Here is a 21,845-nt window from a genome sequence, read left to right as displayed (position 1 = left end):
CTTGAAATTTTGGCTGTAATGATGCTTTTCGAAGCGATTTACTAAAGAATTTCTTAGTTTACCTTTTCATCCCTCTTCATAAAATCGAGAACTATGGAAATAGGAGTGATTAAGTGGTTTAACAATACGAAAGGTTTTGGTGTAGCAGATACTGTGAATGGTCAGGTATTCATTCATATTAAGAGTTTTAAACTGAAGCCAACCAATTTATCTTCAAGAGATGCAATTTTGTTCAAAAGGCGAGTCGATCCAAAAAGTCACAATGCTGTTGCGATTCATTCGCGTTTAGTAAGTGACGTGCACGATTGGGAATTGATCGCCTCGCTGGCTTTAAAAGGAAGCAATGTACCTAAAGAAATAGGTGAGAGACCCGCAATTCCCAAAAGCAATCACCTTTCACTCGCTGAACTGGCTGCTTATCAATATCTCAATGGAAAATCACGTGAGCAAATCTTTCAAGAAGTGACCGATTACTTTACAAGTAAACTGCCGGATGACCAGTTTTTGTTTTATGGAGAGTTTCTAGAAAAAGTCTTTACCAGAAGTATGGGGCTGGAAAAGAGAAATGAATTGTTATCACGGATTTTTGACTTCTTCGGAAAACATGTGAATGAGCGAAAACTTTTTATTGTCTGGAAATCTACTAAATTTCGATATATCGGCCATATTGAAGCCGATGATTTCGAGATCCCGGAGAATATACTTGTTCTATTTGCAGACGAATTAAGCGTTGCTGAATTGATGCGTATCCACACATATAGTTATGGGAATATCTTTTGCAATGAACTAATTACCAAAAAGCTTGAAAATGCTGATGATCTGAGTACCGAAGAAATTAAAAAGCTGGAAATGATCAGCCATGTTAAATTTTTCAAAGATTAGCATCACCTTCTAATTACTCATAATCTAATCCTTCTGCTTTACCTATATCGAGGTGTTAAACTTTAAGTGATGGTTATGGAATAACCACTTTTCATGCATCTCCTGTAAAAGAGTTTTACTAATCAATAGACGTATGGCAGAATTAATAAGCGGTAGGATGCAGCCAAGGGTTGACCTCACACCAATGGTAGATTTGGCGTTTTTGTTAATCACCTTCTTTATGTTAACAACGAGTTTGCAAAAACAGCATGCATTGGATATTTCTATGCCGGACAAAACACATCTAAGCGAAACCATTAATTTCGCTGACAAACGTACCATGACCATATTGTTAGGCAACGACCATCGGGTTGCATGGTACTGGGGACTCATGGAAGCTCCGATTGAAGGACCAAAAATGGCTGAATTTGGGAAAAGTGGGATAAAGACTGTGCTACAAGATAAAATAATAAAGGTAATACAACAACAATCTACCGGTTCCAAGCCCTTAATGGTTATAATTCGCCCAAGCAATCAATCGAGTTATGGCGATCTGGTAAATATACTTGATGAAATGAGGATTAATGGGATTATCCAATATGCCATTGACGATATCGGCCGTGCAGAGATTCAACTTTTGACGAAATTAGGACTCTATAAATGATTTGATGAGGTGTACAAAAAAAATAAAAAAAAAGGAGAAGTATATAATATTCTCGATATAGTACCGTTATTTTATCAATAGGTTTAGGTTGATAAAAACGTATGTTTTTACCCGGTATCCCAAATACCGGGTTTTTTTATTTAAGACGGTACTTATCGTGTAGACCAACTCCTTGAATAATCATCGGAACAATTTTTTCTAATCGATTTGCTTTTGTTGTTTCTTGTTTAGCAGTTTCAATATATTCCGAAAATGCTCGTTGTTGCGTTTTTTTCAATTGATAAAAGCAATCCTTTAAGGTTGGGGATTTATCCAATAGATTCTTTAATTCTTTGGGGATTAGAACAGGCTTGTTTCTGTCGGCTTTGATTTCAAGTCCTTTTTCTTGATTGTTCATCGCTTCCAGTAAATACATCCGTATATTATCTAGATCAGTCGACTGTAATATATCAAAACGCATCTGCCTCAATGCCTTTGTTTTACCGTCTTGCGCATTAATGAGCAGGTGATAGGGGTCCTCCAGAAAAACACCCTGATAAAACCAGACACCAAAATAAGACTTAAATCCGGCTAAACCAACAATGTTTTTTCCATTGTGCGTGTAAACAGGGCCTCCCCATTTGAGCTCCTCTTTGAGACCGACAGACAATATCAATTTCCGTAATTCACCAAGCTCCTTTTTCCATTGTTGGTGCGCGTTATAAAAATCATCGGGCGTTTTAAAATTTTCCATGTTCAAATGAATGATCGACTCTAAAATACGAATATTTAGCATAGTACTTGTGGTATCGGCTCGCTAGAATTAGAAGGGTAAGGGAATGATGTTTTAAATAAATGATTAAATTTTGTTTTTAAAATGTTTTTTCATCCTTACTTTTGGCTTAAATTTAGATCGCATAAGATGGCGAAGAAAAATAAAGATATCTCAACGGAAGAAAAAATCAAAGAGGCGGCAAGAATTGTTTTTACCAGAAAAGGTTTCGCGGCGACAAGGACCAGGGACATCGCTGAAGAGGCTGGGTTGAACTTAGCTTTGCTAAACTATTATTTTAGGAGTAAAGAAAAGTTGTTTCATCTCATTATGGAAGAGAAGTTCGAACAGTTTTTTGGAACGATTGCTCGACTACTTAATGACGAAGGCAGTTCGTTAGAGGAGAAGGTGCAGGCTGTTGCAAACGACTATATTGATATGCTTTTACAGAATCCGGACTTACCTATATTTGTATTAAGCGAGATCAAAAATAATCCCGGATTATTCAGTGATCGAATAGCAGGCAAATTAATGACTTCTAAATTTTATGAACAGCTGAGTTCCATCCGTCCTGATATCAACGTCTTTCACTTCATATTGAATTTGTTGAGCATGATCATTTTCCCTATACTTGCCGAACCCATCATTACCCGGACAGAAGCATTCAAAAGCGGAGAGTTTAAGAAATTCGTTTTGGAACGAAAAAAAATGATCCCGATTTGGTTTCATACGATTTTACATACTGAAGTATAGACTTTAGCAAAATAAATGATTCGTTAGCTGGTTTTTAATCTCTATTTTTAATCAAATGATTAGAAATATTTTTTAAATACAAAAATACGCTTACCTTTGCAGAGTAGCTAGCATGACGTATACGTAATGTTTTGATTTTTTTTAATTTATCGATAATCAAATGATTAAAAAATGTGATCAATGATGTTTTTAGAAGTATTTAAGGTTTTGGCAATTAGGCGACCCAATGCCCGTGTAGGGAAACTAAAATCAGAAAAGAAAAAAGCAACAAGCGATGAGAAGTAAGGTATTATTCGCAGGGCTGTTATTAATGATGTTGAATTTTCAGCTTTATGGTCAATTTCGCTTGACCTTGGATGAATGTCAACAACGCGCCCAAGTTAACTACCCCCTGATTAAGAAGCGAGCGCTCATAAAAAAAAGTGAAGCATACTCCGTTGAAAACGCAGCAAAAGGTTATTTACCTCAACTTACTATTAATGGGCAAACAACTTATCAATCGGCGGTAACAGAAATTCCCATTCAGATGGCAGGTATAGAAATACCACAGCTAGCGAAAGATCAGTATAAAATATATGGCGAGTTGAACCAGTCTATATACGACGGTGGGGATATAAAACAAAAGAAAGAGCTGCATCGGTCTACATCGACTATTGAAGAACAAAATCTTTCAGTCGAACTATATCAGCTTAAGGACCGTATCAATCAACTTTTTTTTGGCCTATTAATGATCGAAGAACAGTTAAAGCAAAATCATCTTCTTACTAAGGATATTCAATTAGGGCTGGCCAAAATAGACGCCGCTATCACGAATGGAACTGCTTTGCGAGCTGATCGGCATGTGATAGAAGCCGAGTTGCTAAAGGCAGGGCAACAGATGGTTGATTTAAAGGCGAACCGAAAAGCCTATTTGGAGGTGCTTAGTTTATTTCTTAATACACCTTTAGACGATCATACCAGGTTTATTAGACCGGTGGCACGTATGCGACCATCAGGGGTAAAACGACCGGAAATCGATTTATTCAATTACCGACTGGCAGGTATTGATGTGCAGGAAAAATTGATTCATGTCAGGAATAGGCCTCGACTCGATTTCTTTTTCCAGGGAGGCTACGGTAGGCCCGCGCTTAATATTCTAAAACCTCGCTTTGAGGCATATTACATAGGTGGTTTGCGTTTGCGCTGGAATTTGGGAGGTCTGTATACACAGAAAAAAGATAAGGCTATTTTAGAAAACGATCGTTTGGCAATCGAAGCAGAAAAGGAAACTTTTTTATTTAATACAAATTCGCAGGCCAAACAAGAATCGATCACCATGCAGCGTTATCAGGACTTGTTACAATCTGATAGCGAAATCATTGTACTTCGCGAAAAGGTAAAAAAAACGGCAATAGCCCAATTGGAACATGGAGTGATCACTACGAACGATTATTTACGAGAGGTTAATGCAGAAGATCAGGCAAGATTGAATCAGATTGTACATGAGATTCAGCTACTCGCATCGCAATATGATTACTTATATATAACAGGAGATACCCATTAATACTTTAAAAGACGAAAAAAATGAAAACGGTTGTGTTGTACATCAATTTGTTCGCCCTTTCTATGACGTCGTGTAAGACAAACCGCGTAGATTATGATGCGTCGGGCGCTTTTGAAGCGGTGGAGACGATTGTGCCTGCGGAAGCAGATGGCGTTATCAGAGAGTTGTTGCTGGAAGAAGGGCAAACTATTTCCGCAGGGAAAGCGCTCGGCTATATTGATACAGTAGCCTTGTTTCTTAAGAAAAGGCAATTAGAAGCGCAAGCGACAGCTGTACTTAGCAAACGTCCGAATGTTGCCAAAGAGATTGCTTCTTTACAAGAGGAATTGAGGCATGCAAAAAATGAACAGGAACGTTTAATTAATCTGGTCCGTGATGATGCCGCCACACCAAAAGAGCTAGATGCAGCAACAGCCCAGGTCAATATTATTCGTAAGCGCATAGAAGGTCAGCAATCATCATTGGGAATTACTTCCTTTAGTTTACAAGAGGAGACTGCCCCGCTGTATGTACAAATAGAACAGTTAGACGATCAGCTGCGGAAATGCAAGATTGTCAATCCAATTACAGGAACAATTCTTGCCAAATATGTCGAAGTAAATGAAATGGCGACCATTGGAAAGCCGCTGTATCGCATAGCTGACACCAAAAAGATGATCTTGCGGGCCTATGTTACCAGTAAAAAATTAGGAGATTTTAAGATAGGACAGCGTGTCCAGGTACAGGTTGATAAGGGACAGGATGCATTTAAGAATTACGCGGGCATTGTTGAGTGGGTAAGTGATAAGGCGGAGTTCACACCAAAGACCATCCAAACGAAGGATGAAAGAGCGAATTTAGTGTATGCAATGAAAGTCAAAGTAGAAAACGACGGCTATTTAAAGATCGGAATGTATGGGCAAGTGGTTTTAGCACCACACTCAAATGAGCAAAAATAAGATGGAAGCAGTAAGACTTCAACATATTGTGAAAACCTACGATAAAGGAAAGATCGTAGCCGTTAATGATGTGTCTTTTTCAGTCAATGAAGGCGAGTTATTTGGACTCATCGGCCCGGATGGTGCGGGTAAGACTTCCATATTCCGTATTTTAACCACGCTTTTACTTGCTGACAAAGGGAATGCCAACATACTAGGTCTCGATGTAAAGGACGATTATAAAGCGATTCGCAAGTTGGTGGGGTATATGCCAGGAAAGTTTTCGCTGTATCAAGATTTGACAGTCTTGGAAAACCTTCGTTTTTTTGCTTCCATTTTCGGTACCACCATCCAACAGAATTATGATCTTATAAAAGATATCTACGAGCAGATAGCGCCTTTTAACCAGCGTCGGGCCGGAAAATTATCAGGAGGCATGAAACAAAAGTTAGCGTTATGTTGTGCACTCATTCATAAACCAAGTGTTCTTTTATTAGATGAGCCAACAACTGGTGTGGACGTTGTTTCCCGTCGGGAATTTTGGGATATGTTAAAAGCACTCAAACAGCAAGGTATTACTATATTGGTCTCCACTCCTTATATGGATGAAGCGGTGCTCTGCGAACGGATTGCGTTAATTCAGGAAGGAAAAATTATGCGTGTTGATACACCGGACGATATCGTCAAAAGATACCCGACAAAATTGTATGCCGCTAAATCGGCTAATATTTATCAGCTCTTGCGAGATTATAGAGAAAACGATGCCATTGAGAGCAGTTACGCTTTCGGTGAATACCTGCATGTTACCTTGCAGCGCGCCGAAGTTGATGGGACGCTTATGCTGCGAGAGCTAGCAACACATTTGGGGCATAAAGATGTCCTCGTAAAGGAAATACAGCCTGGTATTGAAGATAGCTTTATTCGTTTAATGGAAGGTGCTAGAGCCACCGGTAATGCAGACTACGATAATGGAAAAAGTAATCATATGTCATAATCTGACAAAGAAGTTTGGCGATTTTATTGCAGTTGATCATATTTCTTTTGACGTTGGAAAGGGAGAAGTTTTTGGTTTTTTAGGAGCAAACGGCGCTGGTAAAACCACGGCAATGCGGATGCTCTGTGGTTTGTCCTTTCCTTCATCTGGTGAAGGGAACGTAGCAGGATATGACGTTTATAAACAGCAGGAAAAAATTAAAAAGCACATTGGCTATATGAGCCAGAAATTTTCTTTGTATGAGGACCTGTCTGTTTTAGAAAACATTGAATTTTTTGGTGGTGTTTATGGTATGAATAAAAAGGAAATCCGTGAAAGGGGGGGCGAGCTAATACATGCATTGGGATTAAAGCAAGAGGCCCATAAGATGGTAGGTGAGTTACCTCTTGGGTGGAAGCAGAAACTGGCTTTTTCCGTAGCCATTTTTCATCAACCCAAGATCGTTTTTTTGGATGAACCTACAGGCGGCGTAGATCCGATTGCGCGAAGGCAATTCTGGGACATGATTTATAATGCGGCAAATGAGGGGATTACCATTTTTGTTACAACGCACTACATGGATGAGGCTGAGTATTGCAATCGAGTTTCTATTATGGTAGATGGTCAGGTAGTTGCACTCGATTCTCCCGCTAATTTGAAGTTGGCCTATCATGCGGATTCAATGGATGATGTCTTCTATCAATTGGCTAGGAGCGCTAAGCGGAGTGATGGTTAACGCAAATGGTGTCCGGGAAGTATTTAAATCCTTAAAACAAGCACAAAATGAAGCAGTTGTTGGTTTTTGTCAGAAAAGAGTTCTATCACGTTTTTAGGGATCGTCGAACCTTATTGATTATGTTCGGCCTACCTATTGTGCAGATTATTTTATTTGGTTTTGCACTGTCAAGCGAAGTAAAGAACATTCATATTGTGGTAGCTGATTATGCGAAAGACTTTCAGAGTGCAAGGTTGATTGAAAAAATTAAAACCTCGGATTATCTTGTCGTAGAGCAAACAAATGTTTATGATGAACAAATTGAGGATGAGTTTAAGAAAGGAGAAATAAAGGCAGCTCTTATCATCCCACCCAATTTCAGTAGCGATCAACTCCACCTTGGACAGTCACAGGTTCAGCTTATTACGGATGGCTCCGACCCGAATATTTCAAAAACTGTTATGAATTATTTTACGTCCATTTTTTCGGATTTTGAGCGAGAAGCGCTTATAGCTACCCCCGGCTCATCGTCTTTAAAAATCAAATCCGAAATGCGCATGCTTTATAACGAAGAGGGAAACGGTTCGTTAAATTTTATTCCGGGTGTGATGGCTTTAATCTTAATGATTGTTTGTACGGCTTTGACTTCCGTTTCCATTGTTAAAGAGAAGGAAATGGGTACAATGGAAATATTGCTCGTGTCGCCCTTTAAGCCTGTCCTCGTGCTTATTGCTAAGGCTATTCCGTATTTGTTACTTTCCCTCGCAAATTTTACGTTGATTTTGTTGCTAACGGTTTTCGCACTTGACGTTGAAATAAGAGGTAGTCTTTTGCTGCTTTATTTGGAGAGTACGTTGTTTATCGTTACTTGTCTTTCTTTAGGGTTATTAATATCAAATGTAACCAATTCTCAGCAAGCAGCTTTGTTAATATCGCTTATGGGAATGATGTTACCCACCTTGATTTTTACCGGTTTTATTATGCCTTTAGAAAATATGCCTGTTTTTTTTCAGGTGCTTTCTAATATCGTTCCATCCAAATGGTACTATCTTGCTGTTAAATCAGTTATGCTGAAAGGATTAGCACTTGAATATGTTTGGAAGGAAACGCTAATTCTTACATTGATGACCATTCTATTGCTCAGCTTAGCACTGAAACGTTTTAAAGTGAGACTTCAATAGATCGAATTTATAAAATTAACAATGAGGGTTTTAAGATTTATTTTACAAAAGGAGTTTCGACAAATATTTAGAAATAAATCCATATTAGTGATGATGTTCGCCATGCCGGTTATTCAATTAGTTGTTCTCCCACTAGCGATGGACTTCGATGTAAAGCATATTAATCTTTCCGTTATTGATCATGATCATAGCTCCATTTCCCAACAATTAATTCACAAAATTTATGCTTCGGGCTATTTTATTCCGATTAGCGTAGACATGAAGTATGAGGAGGCGATTCATCGCATCGAGCAGGAAGAAACGGATGTGATATTGGAGATCCCCTTGAACTTCGAGCGTAATCTTATACGTGAAGGGACACAGCAAGTGGGGCTTTATGCCGATGCAATCAATGGAACAAAAGCAGGTATCGGTACAGCCTATTTGAATCGTATTATTGCTGATTTCAACGCAGAACTGGAGCGGGCCAACGGAAAGAAACAGATTGGGATTGTTGAAATTTTGCAAAGAAACTGGTATAATCCATTGGAAGCTTACAAATTCAATGTTGTTCCGGCAGTATTAGTACTGTTGTTAACATTAATAGGAGGCTTTATGACCGCTTTAAATATCGTAAGAGAAAAGGAAATAGGCACAATCGAGCAGATCAATGTAAGTCCAATTAAAAAATGGCAATTTATACTGGGCAAAATGATACCATTTTGGATTATAGGACTCCTTATCTTTACGGTTGGCTTGTTTGTCTGTTTTTTTGTTTATGGGATACCATTGCAGGGAAGCTTAGGGCTTTTGTACTTATTTGCAGCCATTTATTTAATTGCTGTTCTCGGTTTCGGCCTACTGATTTCAACCTACAGTGATAATCAGGTACAAGCGATGTTTATAGCCTTCTTTTTTATGATGATTTTTATGCTTATGAGTGGCTTCTTTACTTCTACTGACAGCATGCCACCCTGGGCTCGAATTTTATCTAATCTTACACCTGTAACGCACTTTGTAAAGGTTGTGAGGATGATTATTCTAAAGGCCAGTGCTTTGCGTGATGTGCAGTTGGAATTGTTATACCTAGTCGCTTTTGCCATTGTATTAAACATTTGGGCTATTTGGAATTACAGAAAAACAAGCTAATGTTTCGAAATATTAGCTTGTTTTTATTCTTTATGACTCCCCGCGTTTTCTCATTTTCCGTTTGTGCAACCAACGTCTGGTAAAAAAGATACCGATGCTTACCAGAAGCAAAAATGGCCAAATATTGATCAAGCCGACCGTAAACCATATGAAGTTTTGCCAGCCGTTGGCAAATCCTTGTTTAAACTTTTGACCAAATGCAATTTGCTTAGGAATCGTTTTGTAATACGTAATTGAGAGCGTGGAGTAAGCCGATTGATTTGCTAAGTATCGTAAACGACCTTCAATCGATTCTATTTCCGCGCGGACATCCGCCAATTGCTTTTCGATTTCAAGTATTTCAGTGACCTTGTTTGCACGCTGGAGTAAGGTGCGATACCGCTGTTCCAATTCCTTTTTTGTTGTTAGCCTAGCTTGTATATCAACAAATTCCTCGGTAATATCTTTTACCTGAATATTTTTCGTTTCAAAATGATTAACACCCTTAGTTACCTCTTGGATAAATGAATCGAAATGTTTAGCATTTACGCGAACGATGATGGTTCTGCTTAGACTTTCCGAATAATTGTTCTCGGTTTCGGACGCAATATAAGCCTGATATTTTTTCATTGCCTGACCGATTTGTCTGGCTGTTTCCGATAAATCGTTTGTCTCGAAAGCGATGTTCCCCTCTTTGATTAACTTCCGTTCCATTGGTGTGGTCTGTACCTGCTCAGGTTCACTGACCGCAATTGCGCTCTCCGCAGCGCTACCGATGGCTTGGGCTTGATCGACTCTTTTATTGCAGGTCAATAAAAAGAATGGAAAAAGTAATAAAATAAGATGTTGCTTCTTATCGATAGTGTATTTTTTCTTTTTCATGTGAAGGTTCTGATTTTTCCTTAGGATGTTTTTTCCGATCAAATTCCATAACCTTCATTCCATTTTACGCAAAAAGGTAACCTATATGGTGACTTATTTATTTTTAAAATGAATACCCAATTGTGAAAGTCCAGGCCCTATTCCGTTGCTCATAACGCGAGCTTGTTGATAAGTTGGCCATTCCCATTAAATAACCTAGCGAAATAGTATATCCCTTCTTTAGTTGATATCCAATGTTCAGGTTTGCACCGTAGTCAATTCTTTTTTGGCTGCCCAGATCTCCGAAGGTAAAATCTTCTCGACTTCCCGTATAGTTCGAAGCGAAACTGTTCGATCCCATCAGTCCGAATCCGCCATAGGGGCCAACGCTTAAAAAGAAGTAGCTACTGTCGTTCAATGGGAGCTTTCCTGCAAAATTAAGGGGAATTTGAAGCCAAAAAGTATGCTGTTTGACCTTGGTATTGCCAAATTCAGAATAATCAAGCTGGGCACCAAGTTGCTGAAAGGAAATTCCGGATTGAATGGCGAAGTAATTGCTTGCTGAAGCCTCGACCAGACCCGTAACCGAAAAACCTAATTTTTTAGAAGCTTCACGGGACGTGTTATTGCTTATATTGGAAAGGGCATAATAAGGCAGGCTACTTCCTAGCTTTATGCTATATCCAATATTCCATTGTTGAGCTAGCAGAGATTGATCAATCAGGCTGATGAGAAGAGCAGTAAAAATAATTTTTTTCATATCACTAATTTTGCCTCAAAACTAGTTAATGAAGTGTTAAGAAGTTTTAAGGTTTCGGGCTCTTAACCTTAAAAAATGTTAAAACCAAGGGAAACAAACAGAGAATAATCTTGTGGATTTACTTGCTTCGTTTACACGTGTTTGTGATATAATTTTTCTTTAAGCAGCTGAATAGCGTATGCTTTATCTATTTTCACCTCTTTTAGGATCATGTCTTTTTTATGGACAGGGATGTGAAGCCCATATTTATCTGACCATAAACCAATTTCAATAATAATCGGAACCAAATCGATGCCCTTTTCTGTTAGACTGTAAATTATTTTCTGCTTATGATCAGCTGCTTTTTCTTTCTTTATAAATCCGTTTTTTTCAAGTGTATGTAATCTGTTCGCCAAAATGTTTGTGGATATCTTTTCATCGGAAAGTAGAAATTCCTGATAATATCGCTTCTCAAAGAAGACCATATCTCGAATAATTAACAGAGACCATTTGTCGCCAAATAGCTCGAGCGCATAGTTTAAAGGGCAATCAGACCTCATACGTTAGCTAAGAGTTTGTGCATTTGCAAATATAAAATGAATTGCTTTATATTTGCAAGTACTTGTTAAATGCAAGTTGTTTTGTTGTGGAGTCGATATGATTTCACTTAATTTAAAAATCATGAATCGAGTAGTTATAACCGGGCTTGGTGCCTTAACGCCGATTGGCGAAAATGTCGAATCTTTTTGGCAGAATTTAATAAAGGGTGTTTCGGGAGCCACAAGAATTACAAAATTCAATCCCGATAAATTCCGTACACAGGTTGCCTGCGAGATTAAAGATTATGATCCTACCAGATGGCTCGATCGGGGCGAGATCAAACGAACAGATCCATTTACACAGTATGCACTTATCGCCGCGGATCAGGCAATCGCCGATACAGGTTTGAATTTCTCGGCAATGAATCCCTATGATGTGGGGGTCATTTGGGGGTCCGGCCAGGGAGGAATGCTTACATTTGAAGAGCAAGTGAAAGAATACGTTGCCGAAAATTTTATACCTCGTTTTAGTCCCTTTTTTGTTCCCAAATTAATTGCTAATATGGCTTCCGGATTAATTTCCATTCGGCACGGTCTAAAAGGGATAAATTACACAACCGTGTCCGCTTGTGCAACCTCTAATACCGCTATTATGGATGCTTTCAATTATATACGGTGGGGAAAAGCAAAAGTAATGATTACCGGTGGTTCGGAAGCGCCGATTACAGAGGCGTCCTTAGGAGGTTTTTGTGCGATGAAAGCAATGACCACTCGGAATGAAGAGCCAGTCTTAGCCTGTAGACCCTTTGATCAAGGACGTGATGGATTTTTAATGGGAGAGGGAGCCGGCGCTTTGGTGTTGGAAGAATATGAACATGCACTAGCAAGAGGTGCTAAAATTTACGCGGAGATCGTTGGAGCGGCCATGACCGCGGACGCCTACCATATGACAGCAACACATCCGGACGGAGAAGGAGCTTTTATGGCCATGAAGTTAGCCTTAAAAGATGCTAATCTGGAACCCAAAGATGTCGATTATCTTAACGCACATGCAACATCTACACCTGTTGGAGATATGAGCGAATTGAAAGCAATCGGCAAGCTGTTCGAAAATAGTTTTGATCGTTTGTATGTAAGCGCAACCAAATCCATGACCGGTCATTTATTAGGAGCTGCCGGTGCAATTGAGGCTATTGCCTGTGTTCTATCCATTCGTGATTCGATTATACCACCTACGATTAATTTAACAAATCCGGACGAAGCAATACCTAAAGGACTCCAACTTGTCCAATTAAATGCGTTGAAACGAGATGTGCAAGTGGCGATGAGCAACACCTTTGGTTTCGGGGGGCATAATGGCATTACTGTTTTTAAAAAATTGAGCTGAGAGCCAAAAAATCGACTATTTTATATTAATTTTGTGTTTTAAATGATTGTTTTTCATTATTAATATAATAGAAATGTTGAATTTAGAATGGTTCAGAACCTTTAAAGCAATTTATGAGCTGGGTACATTGACGGGGGCAGCGCAAGCATTGTTTATCTCTCAGCCAGGTGTAAGTTTACATCTTAACTCGTTAGAGGCTTATACGGGGTATAAACTATTTGACCGATCGGCCAAGCGGATGGTTCCCACAGAGCGGGGTAAAGTGTTGTATAATTTCATTCTTGAACCTTTAACGAAACTGGAAACTTCTGAACAGCTTTTTCATAGAAGTTCTAAAATGGATCGTGCAACGGTCAGCATCGGAATGTGCTTCGAAACCTTTCAATTTACCCTTGAAAGACATATTTCATCCCTGCCATTCAATGTAATTATCAAATTTGGCGAGTATCCCCAAATGATTCATGACTTAGATAAGGGCTTATTGGATCTGATCATTAGCCCTCAGAAGGGTTTGGAGAAAAATCTTGAGTTCTGTCCTTTTTCTAAGGAACGGATTGTTTTGGTTGCAGGAGCAGAGACAGATACCGCAGTTTTGGAAAAATCGATTGTAAAAGGCGATTTGATAGAAATGGAGAAATGGCTTAAAGAACAAGTGTGGTATAGCACCGCCGCTGATATGGAGAATTTAAAAAGATTTTGGCACCTGAACTTCAAACATCACCCGGATTTTAAACCGAATTATATCGTCCCGAATATATGTTCCATCGTTCGATGTCTCAGTGATGGTATTGGTTTTTCGATCATTCCTGATTTTCTATGTAAGGACGAAATAAAATCTAAAAAATTACAATTAGTATGGACAGGCAATCCGGTTATGGAAAATACCTTATATTTCGGCACCCGAAAAAAAACTATGTATGAAAAGGAAATCAACTTGGTTAAAAAGATCTTTGTGGAAGAAGGAATTTGATAGGAACAAATAAAAGTATACACATTCATTAAAAGGAAATGTCTAAATCGTTTGTCTTTCTTTTTATCCTTTTTTGGGCTGCTCAAGCGCAGGCTCAAAAGATTGCTTTTGAGTTGGATAGCCATCATAACCGTACGGCTACTTATGAGGAAGTGCAGGCATTTTATCGTTCATTAGATAGTAACTATGTACAGGCGAAGCTTTTTTCTTTTGGTGCGACCGACGTTGGTAAAAAGCTTCAATTGATGGTCCTATCGAAAGACGGTGACTTTAATCCGTCAAGCCTTAGAAAGAAGCGTAAAAGTGTCATACTGTTCAATAATGGGATCCACCCCGGCGAACCGGAAGGTATTGATGCATCCATGATGTTGATTCGCGATTTGTTAACAGAAAATGCAATTCCTGATGATGTTGTGCTTTGTTTTATTCCTATATACAATATTGATGGCATGTTAAATCGTGGTGTTTCGAGAGTTAACCAAAATGGCCCCGAACAATACGGGTTTAGAGGAAATCGGCAGAACTTCGATCTGAACCGTGATTTTATTAAAACAGATAGTCGTAATTCTTGGGTTTTTCAAGAAATATTCAACCAATGGGATCCGGATGTTTTTATGGATAATCATGCAAGTAATGGCGCTGATTACCAATATGTGATGACGCTTATCGATACGCAACGCGACAAGTTGAACGCTGTTTTATCTGATTATATGCTTAACGATTACACCCAAGAACTCTACAGACGCATGAAAGATGATGGTTACCGATTGGTACCTTATGTAGATTCGCGTGGAGAAACTCCGGAATCTGGCATTGTATCTTTTTTAGAAAACCCAAGATATTCCACGGGATATGCCGCATTGCATAATACCATCGCTTATATGCCCGAAACTCACATGTGGAAACCGTTCGAACAAAGGGTATATGCAACCTATGCTTTGATGAAGCACCTGATAGATATTACCCGGGAGCAGGGTGAACATTTGCTTGAGGTAAGACGAAAAGCGAAACAATCGGTGAAAGATCAACAGCTTTTTCCACTAACATGGGAGCTTGATACCCTTAATTACAGTCAAATTGATTTTTTTGGGTATCAAGCCATACATAAGCCAAGTGCGATAAGTGGGCAGAATCGCCTATATTACGACCGTCAGCACCCCTTCACTCGGAAGATCAAACGCTATGATCGCTATAAACCAAAAGACACGGTAAAAAAACCATTGGCCTATGTGATCCCTCAAGCCTATGAAAAAATTATTAAGCTTTTAGCGCTAAATGGAGCAAAGTTAGACACGCTGCAGCAAGATACTACCCTGTTGCTAGATATGTATTATATTACACAATTTGAAACTTTAGACAAACCATTCGAAGGTCATTATCTGCATAGCGATGTGGAGCTGGTAACTAAAAAAATGGAGGTTCCATTTTATGCCGGCGATGTCGTGGTAAAAACTAATCAGGAGGCCAATAGATACATCGTCGAGACACTTGAACCACAGGGAGTGGATTCCTATTTCTGTTGGAATTTTTTTGATGCGATTTTGGGACAGAAAGAATATTTTTCATCTTATATTTTTGAAGATGAGGCGACGAAATTATTAAATGAAAATCAAGGGTTGGCGGAAGCTTTTGAAAAGGCTAAACAAATGGATTCCTCCCTTGAGAAGAGCGGAAAGGCGCAGCTCGATTGGATTTATAAACATTCACCCTATTATGAGAAAACCCATTTGCTTTATCCTGTTGGGCGCCTGGTGGATTAATGTGAGGCTATATACTTTTTAATTAGATACGAAAACTAAGTCGCAAAAGTAAGGTGCGGCCTCTTAAGTCGTATTGGCTATACCCAACTTGATTGGACGAAAGTGTGTATAGTTCGTAAGACTTGATGTTTGTAAGGTTGTTTGCCTCCAGTTCAATATCCGCTTTCCACTGATCTATTTTATAACGAATGTTTAAATCTGTAAAGAAATAGTTTACATTTTCTGCTTGTTCTTGAACCGTTAAAAGTTGCCTGCCATGCAGCTTGAAGAATGTATTTTCAAAAGGTTGAAGCGTGAGGGTTACCGATTGGTCGATAAATTGCATTTGTCTTTCCGGAATAGTTGCATCCAGTTCCGGGTTAACCATTTTACTGGTCGTCCAACTACCTTTTCCATCATATTTTAAAAATAGAAAATTAAATAAATGTGTTTCAAAATAGGGATTAAAATTGAATGATATATTGTTGAAAGGGAGCGATTGATTATTTAAAAACTGATTGTAGCGTATGTTATCCCAGGAGATTTTGGCCCCAACATTGACATCAATATCAAAAAGATACTTGCTTATACCTGCAGCAACAGTTAAGCTGTGGCTTTTGTTATTAAAAGGTAACAAGACCGTTTGAAAGAGATTGTCGGTTATTATACGAGACAAGATCGTATTGGAACTGATTTTACTGTAATTGATGGAAGCATTCAAGAAGAACATATTTAAACTGCGTTGGTAGTTGTAGCGCAAGCCGATATTGTGAAGATTCTTTTCCTGAAGTTTTGTATTATTGGATTGGATACTCCGATAATTGGTAAGAATAGCCCCTCGATATAGATCACTTATAGTACCTATTTGGTTATTGTAGTTGTAAGTCGCGGTCAAATAATCCTCGCTATTGATATTATAGATGATATTCCAGGTAGGGTTGAAGAGCCATTTGTTAAAATTTTCTTTAAGTGTAAATCCGGCATCTTCATAGTTTATTTTTTGCATCGCAAGAGGAAGCGATAACACGCTCTCCCAAGAGCCTTTATTGTATTCAAACGATGGATTTATATTTATTCGATATCGTTGCCAAAATAGATCATTATCAGCGCTGTTTTCGTAGGAGACTTGTTCTCCACTAGCCTGCATCAGTTCTAAGTTAGATGCTAGGTGCTGCCACTCACTTACAAATCCAACTAAATAATGTTGCTTAATAAGGCCCTTCGGAATCCGATAGCCTACGGACAAATTACTGAACCAGGTAGGTAGGTGGGTAACTTGATTGATAGATTGGAAAGGAACGCTATCGTTCAGTATTTCTTCATTTATTCCAGGGCTTATTGTTAAAGACTGAGGCGCATTATAGTGATTGAGGTACCAATTGATGTCTAGTATATGTTGATTCTTTAGCGATGGGATGTAGGAGACTTTGTTTGAAAAATCGTATTGCTTGGTTTTTAATCGTTGACTAAAATCGAAGGAATTGCTTTTTAGATCAGACCTGCTTTCCTCGCCACTTAAATTGATTTGCAGCATATTGTTGAAGTAATATTTTTTATTATTGTTTTTAAGATTGAGCGATATCGCGGTCATAAAAGGTTTATTTCCGATTTTTTGTGATTCACTATAATGGATTGTATCTCGATTTACGTACATATCAGTCCAATTATTGTAATTCATTTCGTTGCGATCGTATAGCAGACTCATATTAGCGGTTAACTGGAAACCGTTCTTCAATTTCGTTAAGTTATTTGCGCTGAGTAAGGCTGAATGATTAAAGTTATAACGTTCTGTCGGTATATTCGGCTTCGATACGGTACCGGAAGACAAAAGCTCACTTGGCCGTTGATTATTTACCGATTGTAATTGATTATCCGCGTTGAAGGCAGTCAACTCCTTTTCGAAGTCAATGCCAACATTGTTCACCTTGGCGACGTGAAGCATTTTATGTTTATTGTTGAACAATATACTGTTCAGTTCTGCTTCATATAAAGAAGGAGTTCCACCACTGGCCTTCACCTGTCCCATCAATTTAAGCTTGGCTTCTTCTTTCACTTTTAAATTGATGGCAACTTCATCGCTGTAACTTTTATTACGTAAAACCTCAATAGGTTGATGATTTTGCAAGATTTCAACATCCTTCACCATGTCTTGTGGGATGGTTTTTGTTCCGATATTATAGCGATCATTCAGTAAGTCGTCTCCATCAATATAAAAATTTGATATATTTTTACCATTGTATTTTATCTGCCCACCTTCTTCAACCTCTACTCCGGGCATACGCTTTAATACATCTGCTATTGTACGATCTGTCGACTTCGAAAACGATTCAACATCATAGCGCAACGTATCGTTATTTGAGCTTATTGGCGGACTCTTCACCTCAACTTCGGCTAAATCTATCGGTTGTTCTTCCATCGTTATTGAGTAATCCATTTTGTCCGACAGGATTGATACGATAGTCTTTTTATACCCTATGTGATTGATTTCCAGCCAATATGTCGTACGAGTTGTGTCGGCCAGCGTTAAACTAAAATTGCCATCGATGCTGCTGGTAGTGTAAGTAACAATCCCTCGCTGCCTATTCTTTAATAGTATGTTCGCATATGGAATTTTTTTACCGGTAGCCGTTTTTAGCTGACCATTAATTTTCAGCTCTTGAGCTTGACTTGCTAGCATAGCAAATGTGGCAAGAAAAGATACCATGAATTTCATTAACGCTTATTTTTTGTCAAGTTCCAGCGGATTGTTCGGTTTATTTTTTTTCTCATTTGCCCGAGACTCCCTCATTGCGCTGAACTCATCTTCAGACAATTGTCGACCGGATTGATCCTTAAGGACTATTTTTGTATTCGCATTAGGAGATGCCAGGGCCTTATGGTTGAACATCAAATTCTTTTCAAAGGCTATTTTTGCTTTCGTAAAATCTTTCCACGTTGTTTGTTGGGCTTCTTTAGGCAGTGCTATGGTAATGGTATCATTTAACTCTTTCTTAAATCCGGCATAATTAAATTGCACGTCATTCGTTGCATCTGAAGCTTGTAGAATCAAACCAGGTAAACCATGAAGTTTCCAGGGGCCATAAGGGAACGGTATTTCTGCGGTAAACCAAGCCAGGTAGGTTCTGCCGCCAAAATCTCCGGTAGCTTGCTGGCAGTTGTATCCGCCGATGACTTTTGTTTGACTGTTTATCGTCCATTGGATCATCGGATAGTCTTCAGGGATAAGGTATTCGATGGGACCAATTTTATCCACCAGGCGCATCTGTTGCTGTTGTGGAGATAAAAAGAGTTCACTGGTAGCTATATTTGGTGCATTGAAAGAAAGATGCCTCTTTTTATTTCCTTCGTTAAATTCTTCTCCCATCTCTTTTTTTATTTCTGCTAGTTTTAAAGCCAGCGTTTTACTTTTATAAAGACTCATGGATTTACCTAGATAAAGAATCATGCGCTCCTTTCTTGGATTTTCTCTTCGCGTGGTATCAGTGACATGTACAAATTCGTACTCGATACTGGCGAGTGCGTGATCCTTTTCCTGCGCAAATGTTGAGCAGGTAAAACCAATAATGGTTACGAGTAAGAGGCTTCTTTTTAGAAAAAAAATCGTTTTCATTTTATGTACATTTTAGCGTTAATTCAATGTATTGATTGGCAATAGATATCGGCTGTTTTGACGACTGACGAATTAATTCTTTGTATGGTCGAAGGTATATAGGTTAAAGGATTTGTTGATATTTATTACTGTTAAAGACTGTTAAACAATAACGTTTGTGTTAATTACTGTTAATTACTGCTAAGTTCTGTTAACAAATTAAGGCTTACGTTCAATTAAATGTAGATTTGTGTTATGTTGTTGCAGCGGATTCGTTTTACGGTAATCATTGTCTCTTGCGCCTTGCTCGGTATCTTTCTTTTACAAGGGTATTGGCTGTATAATTCATATCAATTAAGCGCTGAACAATTCGATAAGGAGATATTGAAACTAATGCAGGTACTTCAACAGCAATATGTTCAACGTGATATGAAGAAGCTGGACATTCCATTGGACAGTTTAAGAGGAGGGCGGCACATCATTTTGGGCAAAAAAGAAAAGCTAAATACTTTTTTTCAATCATTTGGTGCCCCAGCTGATAGGGAGCAAGATCGATTGTTGCTCGAACCTAAAGATACAGCAAAACATCCTCGTCAACTGTCGGTAGTTACACAGATTAATACAGACAGTACTGATCAAGAAGGTCATTCAAAAATTCAGCGAACGAAAATCATTAACGTAACGGACGTTTTCCGTAGCAAATCGGAATTGAAAAAACTAGCTGAACACTTGTCTGTTGAAGTTGATTCTTTATTACAGCGTCATAATCTACAAACGTCCTATGCAGTTAAACTATCCAATATAAATGGTCGTGGTGAATCATACTATAGCGATAGTCTAAGTTTTGAGTCGTATTCGTCTAAAATAACCCGATTGAAATTTGGCGTATGGCAGCCTTTTTTTATCGATTTCGCTGTGGAGAACAATATGCTTTTTATTGTCAAAAAAATGCAGTGGGTGCTGTTAATTTCAATTACCATTGTAGGGGTGACGGCTTGGGCTTTTCTGTATATGTTGCGTACTATTTTCGAACAAAAGAGAATGTCGGATATAAAAAATGACTTTTTTAACAATATGACACATGAATTCAAGACGCCGATAGCTACGGTATCATTGGCAGTTGAAGCACTTACAAATAATGAAGTGTTGCATAATTCACAGCGATCTTCCGAATATTTGACGATATGTCAGCTTGAACTTAGCCGTATTTCCACACTAGTAGATAAGGTGTTAAGAATGGCTGCATTTGAAAAAAATGAAGTTAATCTATATTTTCAGTCGACCGATATCCACCAACTTATCCGCAATGTGATTTCGACTATGCAGCCACAGTTGGTAAAAAAAAATGCAATTGTACATCTTAGCGATAAGGCTGAGGCGCTACCAATGATGATGTTGGATCGGGATCATATTTCAAATGTTTTTTATAATCTAATCGAGAATGGTCTAAAGTATTCAACTAATTTACCCCTCATTAAGATTGATTTAAGGTGTGAAAAAGCGGGGATAAAGATTTCTGTTGAAGATAACGGCATCGGTATTCCGAATACTTACCATGATCGTGTGTTTGAAAATTTTTTCCGTGTTCCGACGGGTGATATCCATAACGTAAAAGGTTTTGGTATGGGGTTAAGTTATGTTGCTACCATTATCAAAATGCATCGCGGAGAAATCAATTTGATAAGTAAATTAGGTGAAGGAAGTACCTTTATTGTTAATTTACCTATAGAATAATATTTATCTATTTATCAATAGATTATTTTTATTATATGAAATTTTTATATATATGGAGGCTGTAAAAATATTGGTGGCAGAAGACGAACCCTTTCTTGGTAAAATTGTTAAAGAGAGCCTTGAACTTAAGGGATTTAATGTACTCTTAGTACAAGATGGACTCAAGGCATATGCAGCCTTTAGAACTTGGCAACCGACCGTCTGCGTTTTCGATATCATGATGCCCATAAAGGATGGTTTTAGTCTTATTGAAGATGTCAGAAAGATCGATGAACAGATGCCCATTATATTTCTCACTGCAAAATCGCTAACGAATGATGTAGTAAAAGGCTTCGAGTTGGGATGCAATGACTATTTAAAGAAACCATTTAGCATGGAAGAACTAATTGTCAGGATAAACGCACTTTTATCACGATCATTCATAAAAAAAAACAATGATGAACAACATGTTTTTGAAATTGGCGACTTTATCTTTAACAGTAAAAGTCAAGAGTTGAACAAACCAAAAGGCGTGGTTAAACTCTCTTTCCGAGAGTCGGTACTCCTGAAATTGTTAGTTGAAAACAAAAACGAGGTACTCAACCGCAAGATGGCGCTTGAACTTGTCTGGGGGGAAGACAATTTCTTCAACGCTCGAAGTATGGATGTCTTTATTACAAAACTTAGAAAATATCTGAAAGAGGATAAGCGTCTTGAGATCGTCAATATACGCGGAATAGGTTATAAATTGATTATTAATAGCTAAAGCAGTTTCTATATCTCGATGGGTTGCTTATTCTGCTAGGCCATTTCGCTTCCTACCTGGATAGCTGCCGGGAAAAT

The 21,845-nt window shown here is 38.4% G+C and carries 20 protein-coding genes; 14 read left to right on the top strand and 6 right to left on the bottom strand.

Translation table 11 applies throughout. The annotated features are described in order from the left end of the window. Positions 1–93: 93 nt before the first annotated feature. Both RYH73_RS06705 and RYH73_RS06700 read left to right on the top strand, forming a co-directional pair. On the top strand, positions 94–882 hold the full coding sequence (locus tag RYH73_RS06705) for a cold-shock protein (RefSeq protein WP_335312644.1): 789 nt from the start codon (positions 94–96) through the stop codon (positions 880–882). A gap of 133 nt (positions 883–1,015) precedes the next feature. Beyond that, on the top strand, positions 1,016–1,525 hold the full coding sequence (locus RYH73_RS06700; RefSeq protein ID WP_335312643.1) for an ExbD/TolR family protein: 510 nt from the start codon (positions 1,016–1,018) through the stop codon (positions 1,523–1,525). 136 nt (positions 1,526–1,661) lie between these two features. Here RYH73_RS06700 and RYH73_RS06695 read toward each other — a convergent pair whose 3' ends face one another. Next, the gene (locus RYH73_RS06695) at positions 1,662–2,258 is read right to left on the bottom strand and encodes a YdeI/OmpD-associated family protein (RefSeq protein WP_335312642.1); all 597 of its coding nucleotides are present in this window, start codon (positions 2,256–2,258) and stop codon (positions 1,662–1,664) included. A gap of 168 nt (positions 2,259–2,426) precedes the next feature. Here RYH73_RS06695 and RYH73_RS06690 point away from each other — a divergent pair, with 168 nt between their 5' ends. The 7 genes from RYH73_RS06690 to RYH73_RS06660 all read left to right on the top strand — a co-directional run bounded on the left by RYH73_RS06690 (position 2,427) and on the right by RYH73_RS06660 (position 9,486). Further along, positions 2,427–3,029 carry a TetR/AcrR family transcriptional regulator gene (locus tag RYH73_RS06690; protein ID WP_335312641.1) on the top strand — a complete coding sequence of 201 codons (603 nt, stop codon included), beginning with the start codon at positions 2,427–2,429 and terminating at the stop codon, positions 3,027–3,029. Positions 3,030–3,303: 274 nt separating this feature from the next. Continuing rightward, positions 3,304–4,572 carry a TolC family protein gene (locus tag RYH73_RS06685; protein WP_335312640.1) on the top strand — a complete coding sequence of 423 codons (1,269 nt, stop codon included), beginning with the start codon at positions 3,304–3,306 and terminating at the stop codon, positions 4,570–4,572. 20 nt (positions 4,573–4,592) lie between these two features. After that, complete coding sequence (locus tag RYH73_RS06680; protein WP_335312639.1) at positions 4,593–5,510, top strand: HlyD family secretion protein; 918 nt, start codon at positions 4,593–4,595, stop codon at positions 5,508–5,510. 1 nt (position 5,511) lies between these two features. Continuing rightward, the gene (locus RYH73_RS06675) at positions 5,512–6,483 is read left to right on the top strand and encodes an ABC transporter ATP-binding protein (protein ID WP_335312638.1); all 972 of its coding nucleotides are present in this window, start codon (positions 5,512–5,514) and stop codon (positions 6,481–6,483) included. Then, a complete protein-coding gene (locus RYH73_RS06670) occupies positions 6,458–7,198 on the top strand; it encodes an ABC transporter ATP-binding protein (protein ID WP_335312637.1) in 741 nt (246 codons plus the stop codon). Before RYH73_RS06675 ends, RYH73_RS06670 begins: the two co-directional genes overlap by 26 nt. A 47-nt stretch (positions 7,199–7,245) precedes the next feature. Then, on the top strand, positions 7,246–8,358 hold the full coding sequence (locus RYH73_RS06665; RefSeq protein WP_335312636.1) for an ABC transporter permease: 1,113 nt from the start codon (positions 7,246–7,248) through the stop codon (positions 8,356–8,358). A gap of 21 nt (positions 8,359–8,379) precedes the next feature. Further along, positions 8,380–9,486, top strand: coding sequence for an ABC transporter permease (locus RYH73_RS06660; protein WP_335312635.1), 1,107 nt, complete (start codon positions 8,380–8,382; stop codon positions 9,484–9,486). A 30-nt stretch (positions 9,487–9,516) separates the two neighbouring features. Here RYH73_RS06660 and RYH73_RS06655 read toward each other — a convergent pair whose 3' ends face one another. From RYH73_RS06655 to RYH73_RS06645, 3 genes are all read right to left on the bottom strand, one after another. Next, on the bottom strand, positions 9,517–10,347 hold the full coding sequence (locus tag RYH73_RS06655; protein ID WP_335312634.1) for a DUF4349 domain-containing protein: 831 nt from the start codon (positions 10,345–10,347) through the stop codon (positions 9,517–9,519). Positions 10,348–10,450: 103 nt separating this feature from the next. Then, the gene (locus RYH73_RS06650) at positions 10,451–11,086 is read right to left on the bottom strand and encodes an outer membrane beta-barrel protein (RefSeq protein ID WP_335312633.1); all 636 of its coding nucleotides are present in this window, start codon (positions 11,084–11,086) and stop codon (positions 10,451–10,453) included. Positions 11,087–11,217: 131 nt separating this feature from the next. Then, on the bottom strand, positions 11,218–11,625 hold the full coding sequence (locus RYH73_RS06645) for a winged helix-turn-helix transcriptional regulator (protein ID WP_335312632.1): 408 nt from the start codon (positions 11,623–11,625) through the stop codon (positions 11,218–11,220). A gap of 121 nt (positions 11,626–11,746) precedes the next feature. Here RYH73_RS06645 and fabF point away from each other — a divergent pair, with 121 nt between their 5' ends. From fabF to RYH73_RS06630, 3 genes are all read left to right on the top strand, one after another. Continuing rightward, positions 11,747–12,991 carry a beta-ketoacyl-ACP synthase II gene (fabF, locus tag RYH73_RS06640; protein WP_335312631.1) on the top strand — a complete coding sequence of 415 codons (1,245 nt, stop codon included), beginning with the start codon at positions 11,747–11,749 and terminating at the stop codon, positions 12,989–12,991. 73 nt (positions 12,992–13,064) lie between these two features. Beyond that, positions 13,065–13,961 carry a LysR family transcriptional regulator gene (locus RYH73_RS06635; RefSeq protein WP_335312630.1) on the top strand — a complete coding sequence of 299 codons (897 nt, stop codon included), beginning with the start codon at positions 13,065–13,067 and terminating at the stop codon, positions 13,959–13,961. A gap of 38 nt (positions 13,962–13,999) precedes the next feature. Then, on the top strand, positions 14,000–15,721 hold the full coding sequence (locus tag RYH73_RS06630) for a M14 family zinc carboxypeptidase (RefSeq protein ID WP_335312629.1): 1,722 nt from the start codon (positions 14,000–14,002) through the stop codon (positions 15,719–15,721). A gap of 22 nt (positions 15,722–15,743) precedes the next feature. On the opposite strand, the gene RYH73_RS06625 is transcribed toward RYH73_RS06630, so the two are convergent. Both RYH73_RS06625 and RYH73_RS06620 read right to left on the bottom strand, forming a co-directional pair. Continuing rightward, positions 15,744–18,413: a carboxypeptidase regulatory-like domain-containing protein gene (locus tag RYH73_RS06625; RefSeq protein WP_335312628.1), complete on the bottom strand. Its 2,670-nt coding sequence runs from the start codon at positions 18,411–18,413 to the stop codon at positions 15,744–15,746. A gap of 6 nt (positions 18,414–18,419) precedes the next feature. Then, a complete protein-coding gene (locus RYH73_RS06620) occupies positions 18,420–19,310 on the bottom strand; it encodes a GLPGLI family protein (protein ID WP_335312627.1) in 891 nt (296 codons plus the stop codon). A 234-nt stretch (positions 19,311–19,544) separates the two neighbouring features. Between RYH73_RS06620 and RYH73_RS06615 the strand changes: the two genes are divergently transcribed. Further along, positions 19,545–21,023 carry a sensor histidine kinase gene (locus RYH73_RS06615; RefSeq protein WP_335312626.1) on the top strand — a complete coding sequence of 493 codons (1,479 nt, stop codon included), beginning with the start codon at positions 19,545–19,547 and terminating at the stop codon, positions 21,021–21,023. 52 nt (positions 21,024–21,075) lie between these two features. Further along, on the top strand, positions 21,076–21,768 hold the full coding sequence (locus RYH73_RS06610) for a response regulator transcription factor (protein WP_335312625.1): 693 nt from the start codon (positions 21,076–21,078) through the stop codon (positions 21,766–21,768). Positions 21,769–21,845 lie beyond the last annotated feature (77 nt).

It is taken from the genome of Olivibacter sp. CPCC 100613 (assembly GCF_036959255.1).
Classification (GTDB): Bacteria; Bacteroidota; Bacteroidia; order Sphingobacteriales; family Sphingobacteriaceae; genus Olivibacter.
This window is presented reverse-complemented; position numbering and strand designations above follow the sequence as displayed.

Coding starts and splice junctions, on each gene's coding strand:
- RYH73_RS06705 (WP_335312644.1), top strand. CDS start 94: ATGGAAATAGGAGTGATTAAGTGGTTTAACAATACGAAAGGTTTTGGT.
- RYH73_RS06700 (WP_335312643.1), top strand. CDS start 1,016: ATGGCAGAATTAATAAGCGGTAGGATGCAGCCAAGGGTTGACCTCACA.
- RYH73_RS06695 (WP_335312642.1), bottom strand. CDS start 2,258: ATGGAAAATTTTAAAACGCCCGATGATTTTTATAACGCGCACCAACAA.
- RYH73_RS06690 (WP_335312641.1), top strand. CDS start 2,427: ATGGCGAAGAAAAATAAAGATATCTCAACGGAAGAAAAAATCAAAGAG.
- RYH73_RS06685 (WP_335312640.1), top strand. CDS start 3,304: ATGAGAAGTAAGGTATTATTCGCAGGGCTGTTATTAATGATGTTGAAT.
- RYH73_RS06680 (WP_335312639.1), top strand. CDS start 4,593: ATGAAAACGGTTGTGTTGTACATCAATTTGTTCGCCCTTTCTATGACG.
- RYH73_RS06675 (WP_335312638.1), top strand. CDS start 5,512: ATGGAAGCAGTAAGACTTCAACATATTGTGAAAACCTACGATAAAGGA.
- RYH73_RS06670 (WP_335312637.1), top strand. CDS start 6,458: ATGGAAAAAGTAATCATATGTCATAATCTGACAAAGAAGTTTGGCGAT.
- RYH73_RS06665 (WP_335312636.1), top strand. CDS start 7,246: ATGAAGCAGTTGTTGGTTTTTGTCAGAAAAGAGTTCTATCACGTTTTT.
- RYH73_RS06660 (WP_335312635.1), top strand. CDS start 8,380: ATGAGGGTTTTAAGATTTATTTTACAAAAGGAGTTTCGACAAATATTT.
- RYH73_RS06655 (WP_335312634.1), bottom strand. CDS start 10,347: ATGAAAAAGAAAAAATACACTATCGATAAGAAGCAACATCTTATTTTA.
- RYH73_RS06650 (WP_335312633.1), bottom strand. CDS start 11,086: ATGAAAAAAATTATTTTTACTGCTCTTCTCATCAGCCTGATTGATCAA.
- RYH73_RS06645 (WP_335312632.1), bottom strand. CDS start 11,625: ATGAGGTCTGATTGCCCTTTAAACTATGCGCTCGAGCTATTTGGCGAC.
- fabF (WP_335312631.1), top strand. CDS start 11,747: ATGAATCGAGTAGTTATAACCGGGCTTGGTGCCTTAACGCCGATTGGC.
- RYH73_RS06635 (WP_335312630.1), top strand. CDS start 13,065: ATGTTGAATTTAGAATGGTTCAGAACCTTTAAAGCAATTTATGAGCTG.
- RYH73_RS06630 (WP_335312629.1), top strand. CDS start 14,000: ATGTCTAAATCGTTTGTCTTTCTTTTTATCCTTTTTTGGGCTGCTCAA.
- RYH73_RS06625 (WP_335312628.1), bottom strand. CDS start 18,413: ATGAAATTCATGGTATCTTTTCTTGCCACATTTGCTATGCTAGCAAGT.
- RYH73_RS06620 (WP_335312627.1), bottom strand. CDS start 19,310: ATGAAAACGATTTTTTTTCTAAAAAGAAGCCTCTTACTCGTAACCATT.
- RYH73_RS06615 (WP_335312626.1), top strand. CDS start 19,545: ATGTTGTTGCAGCGGATTCGTTTTACGGTAATCATTGTCTCTTGCGCC.
- RYH73_RS06610 (WP_335312625.1), top strand. CDS start 21,076: ATGGAGGCTGTAAAAATATTGGTGGCAGAAGACGAACCCTTTCTTGGT.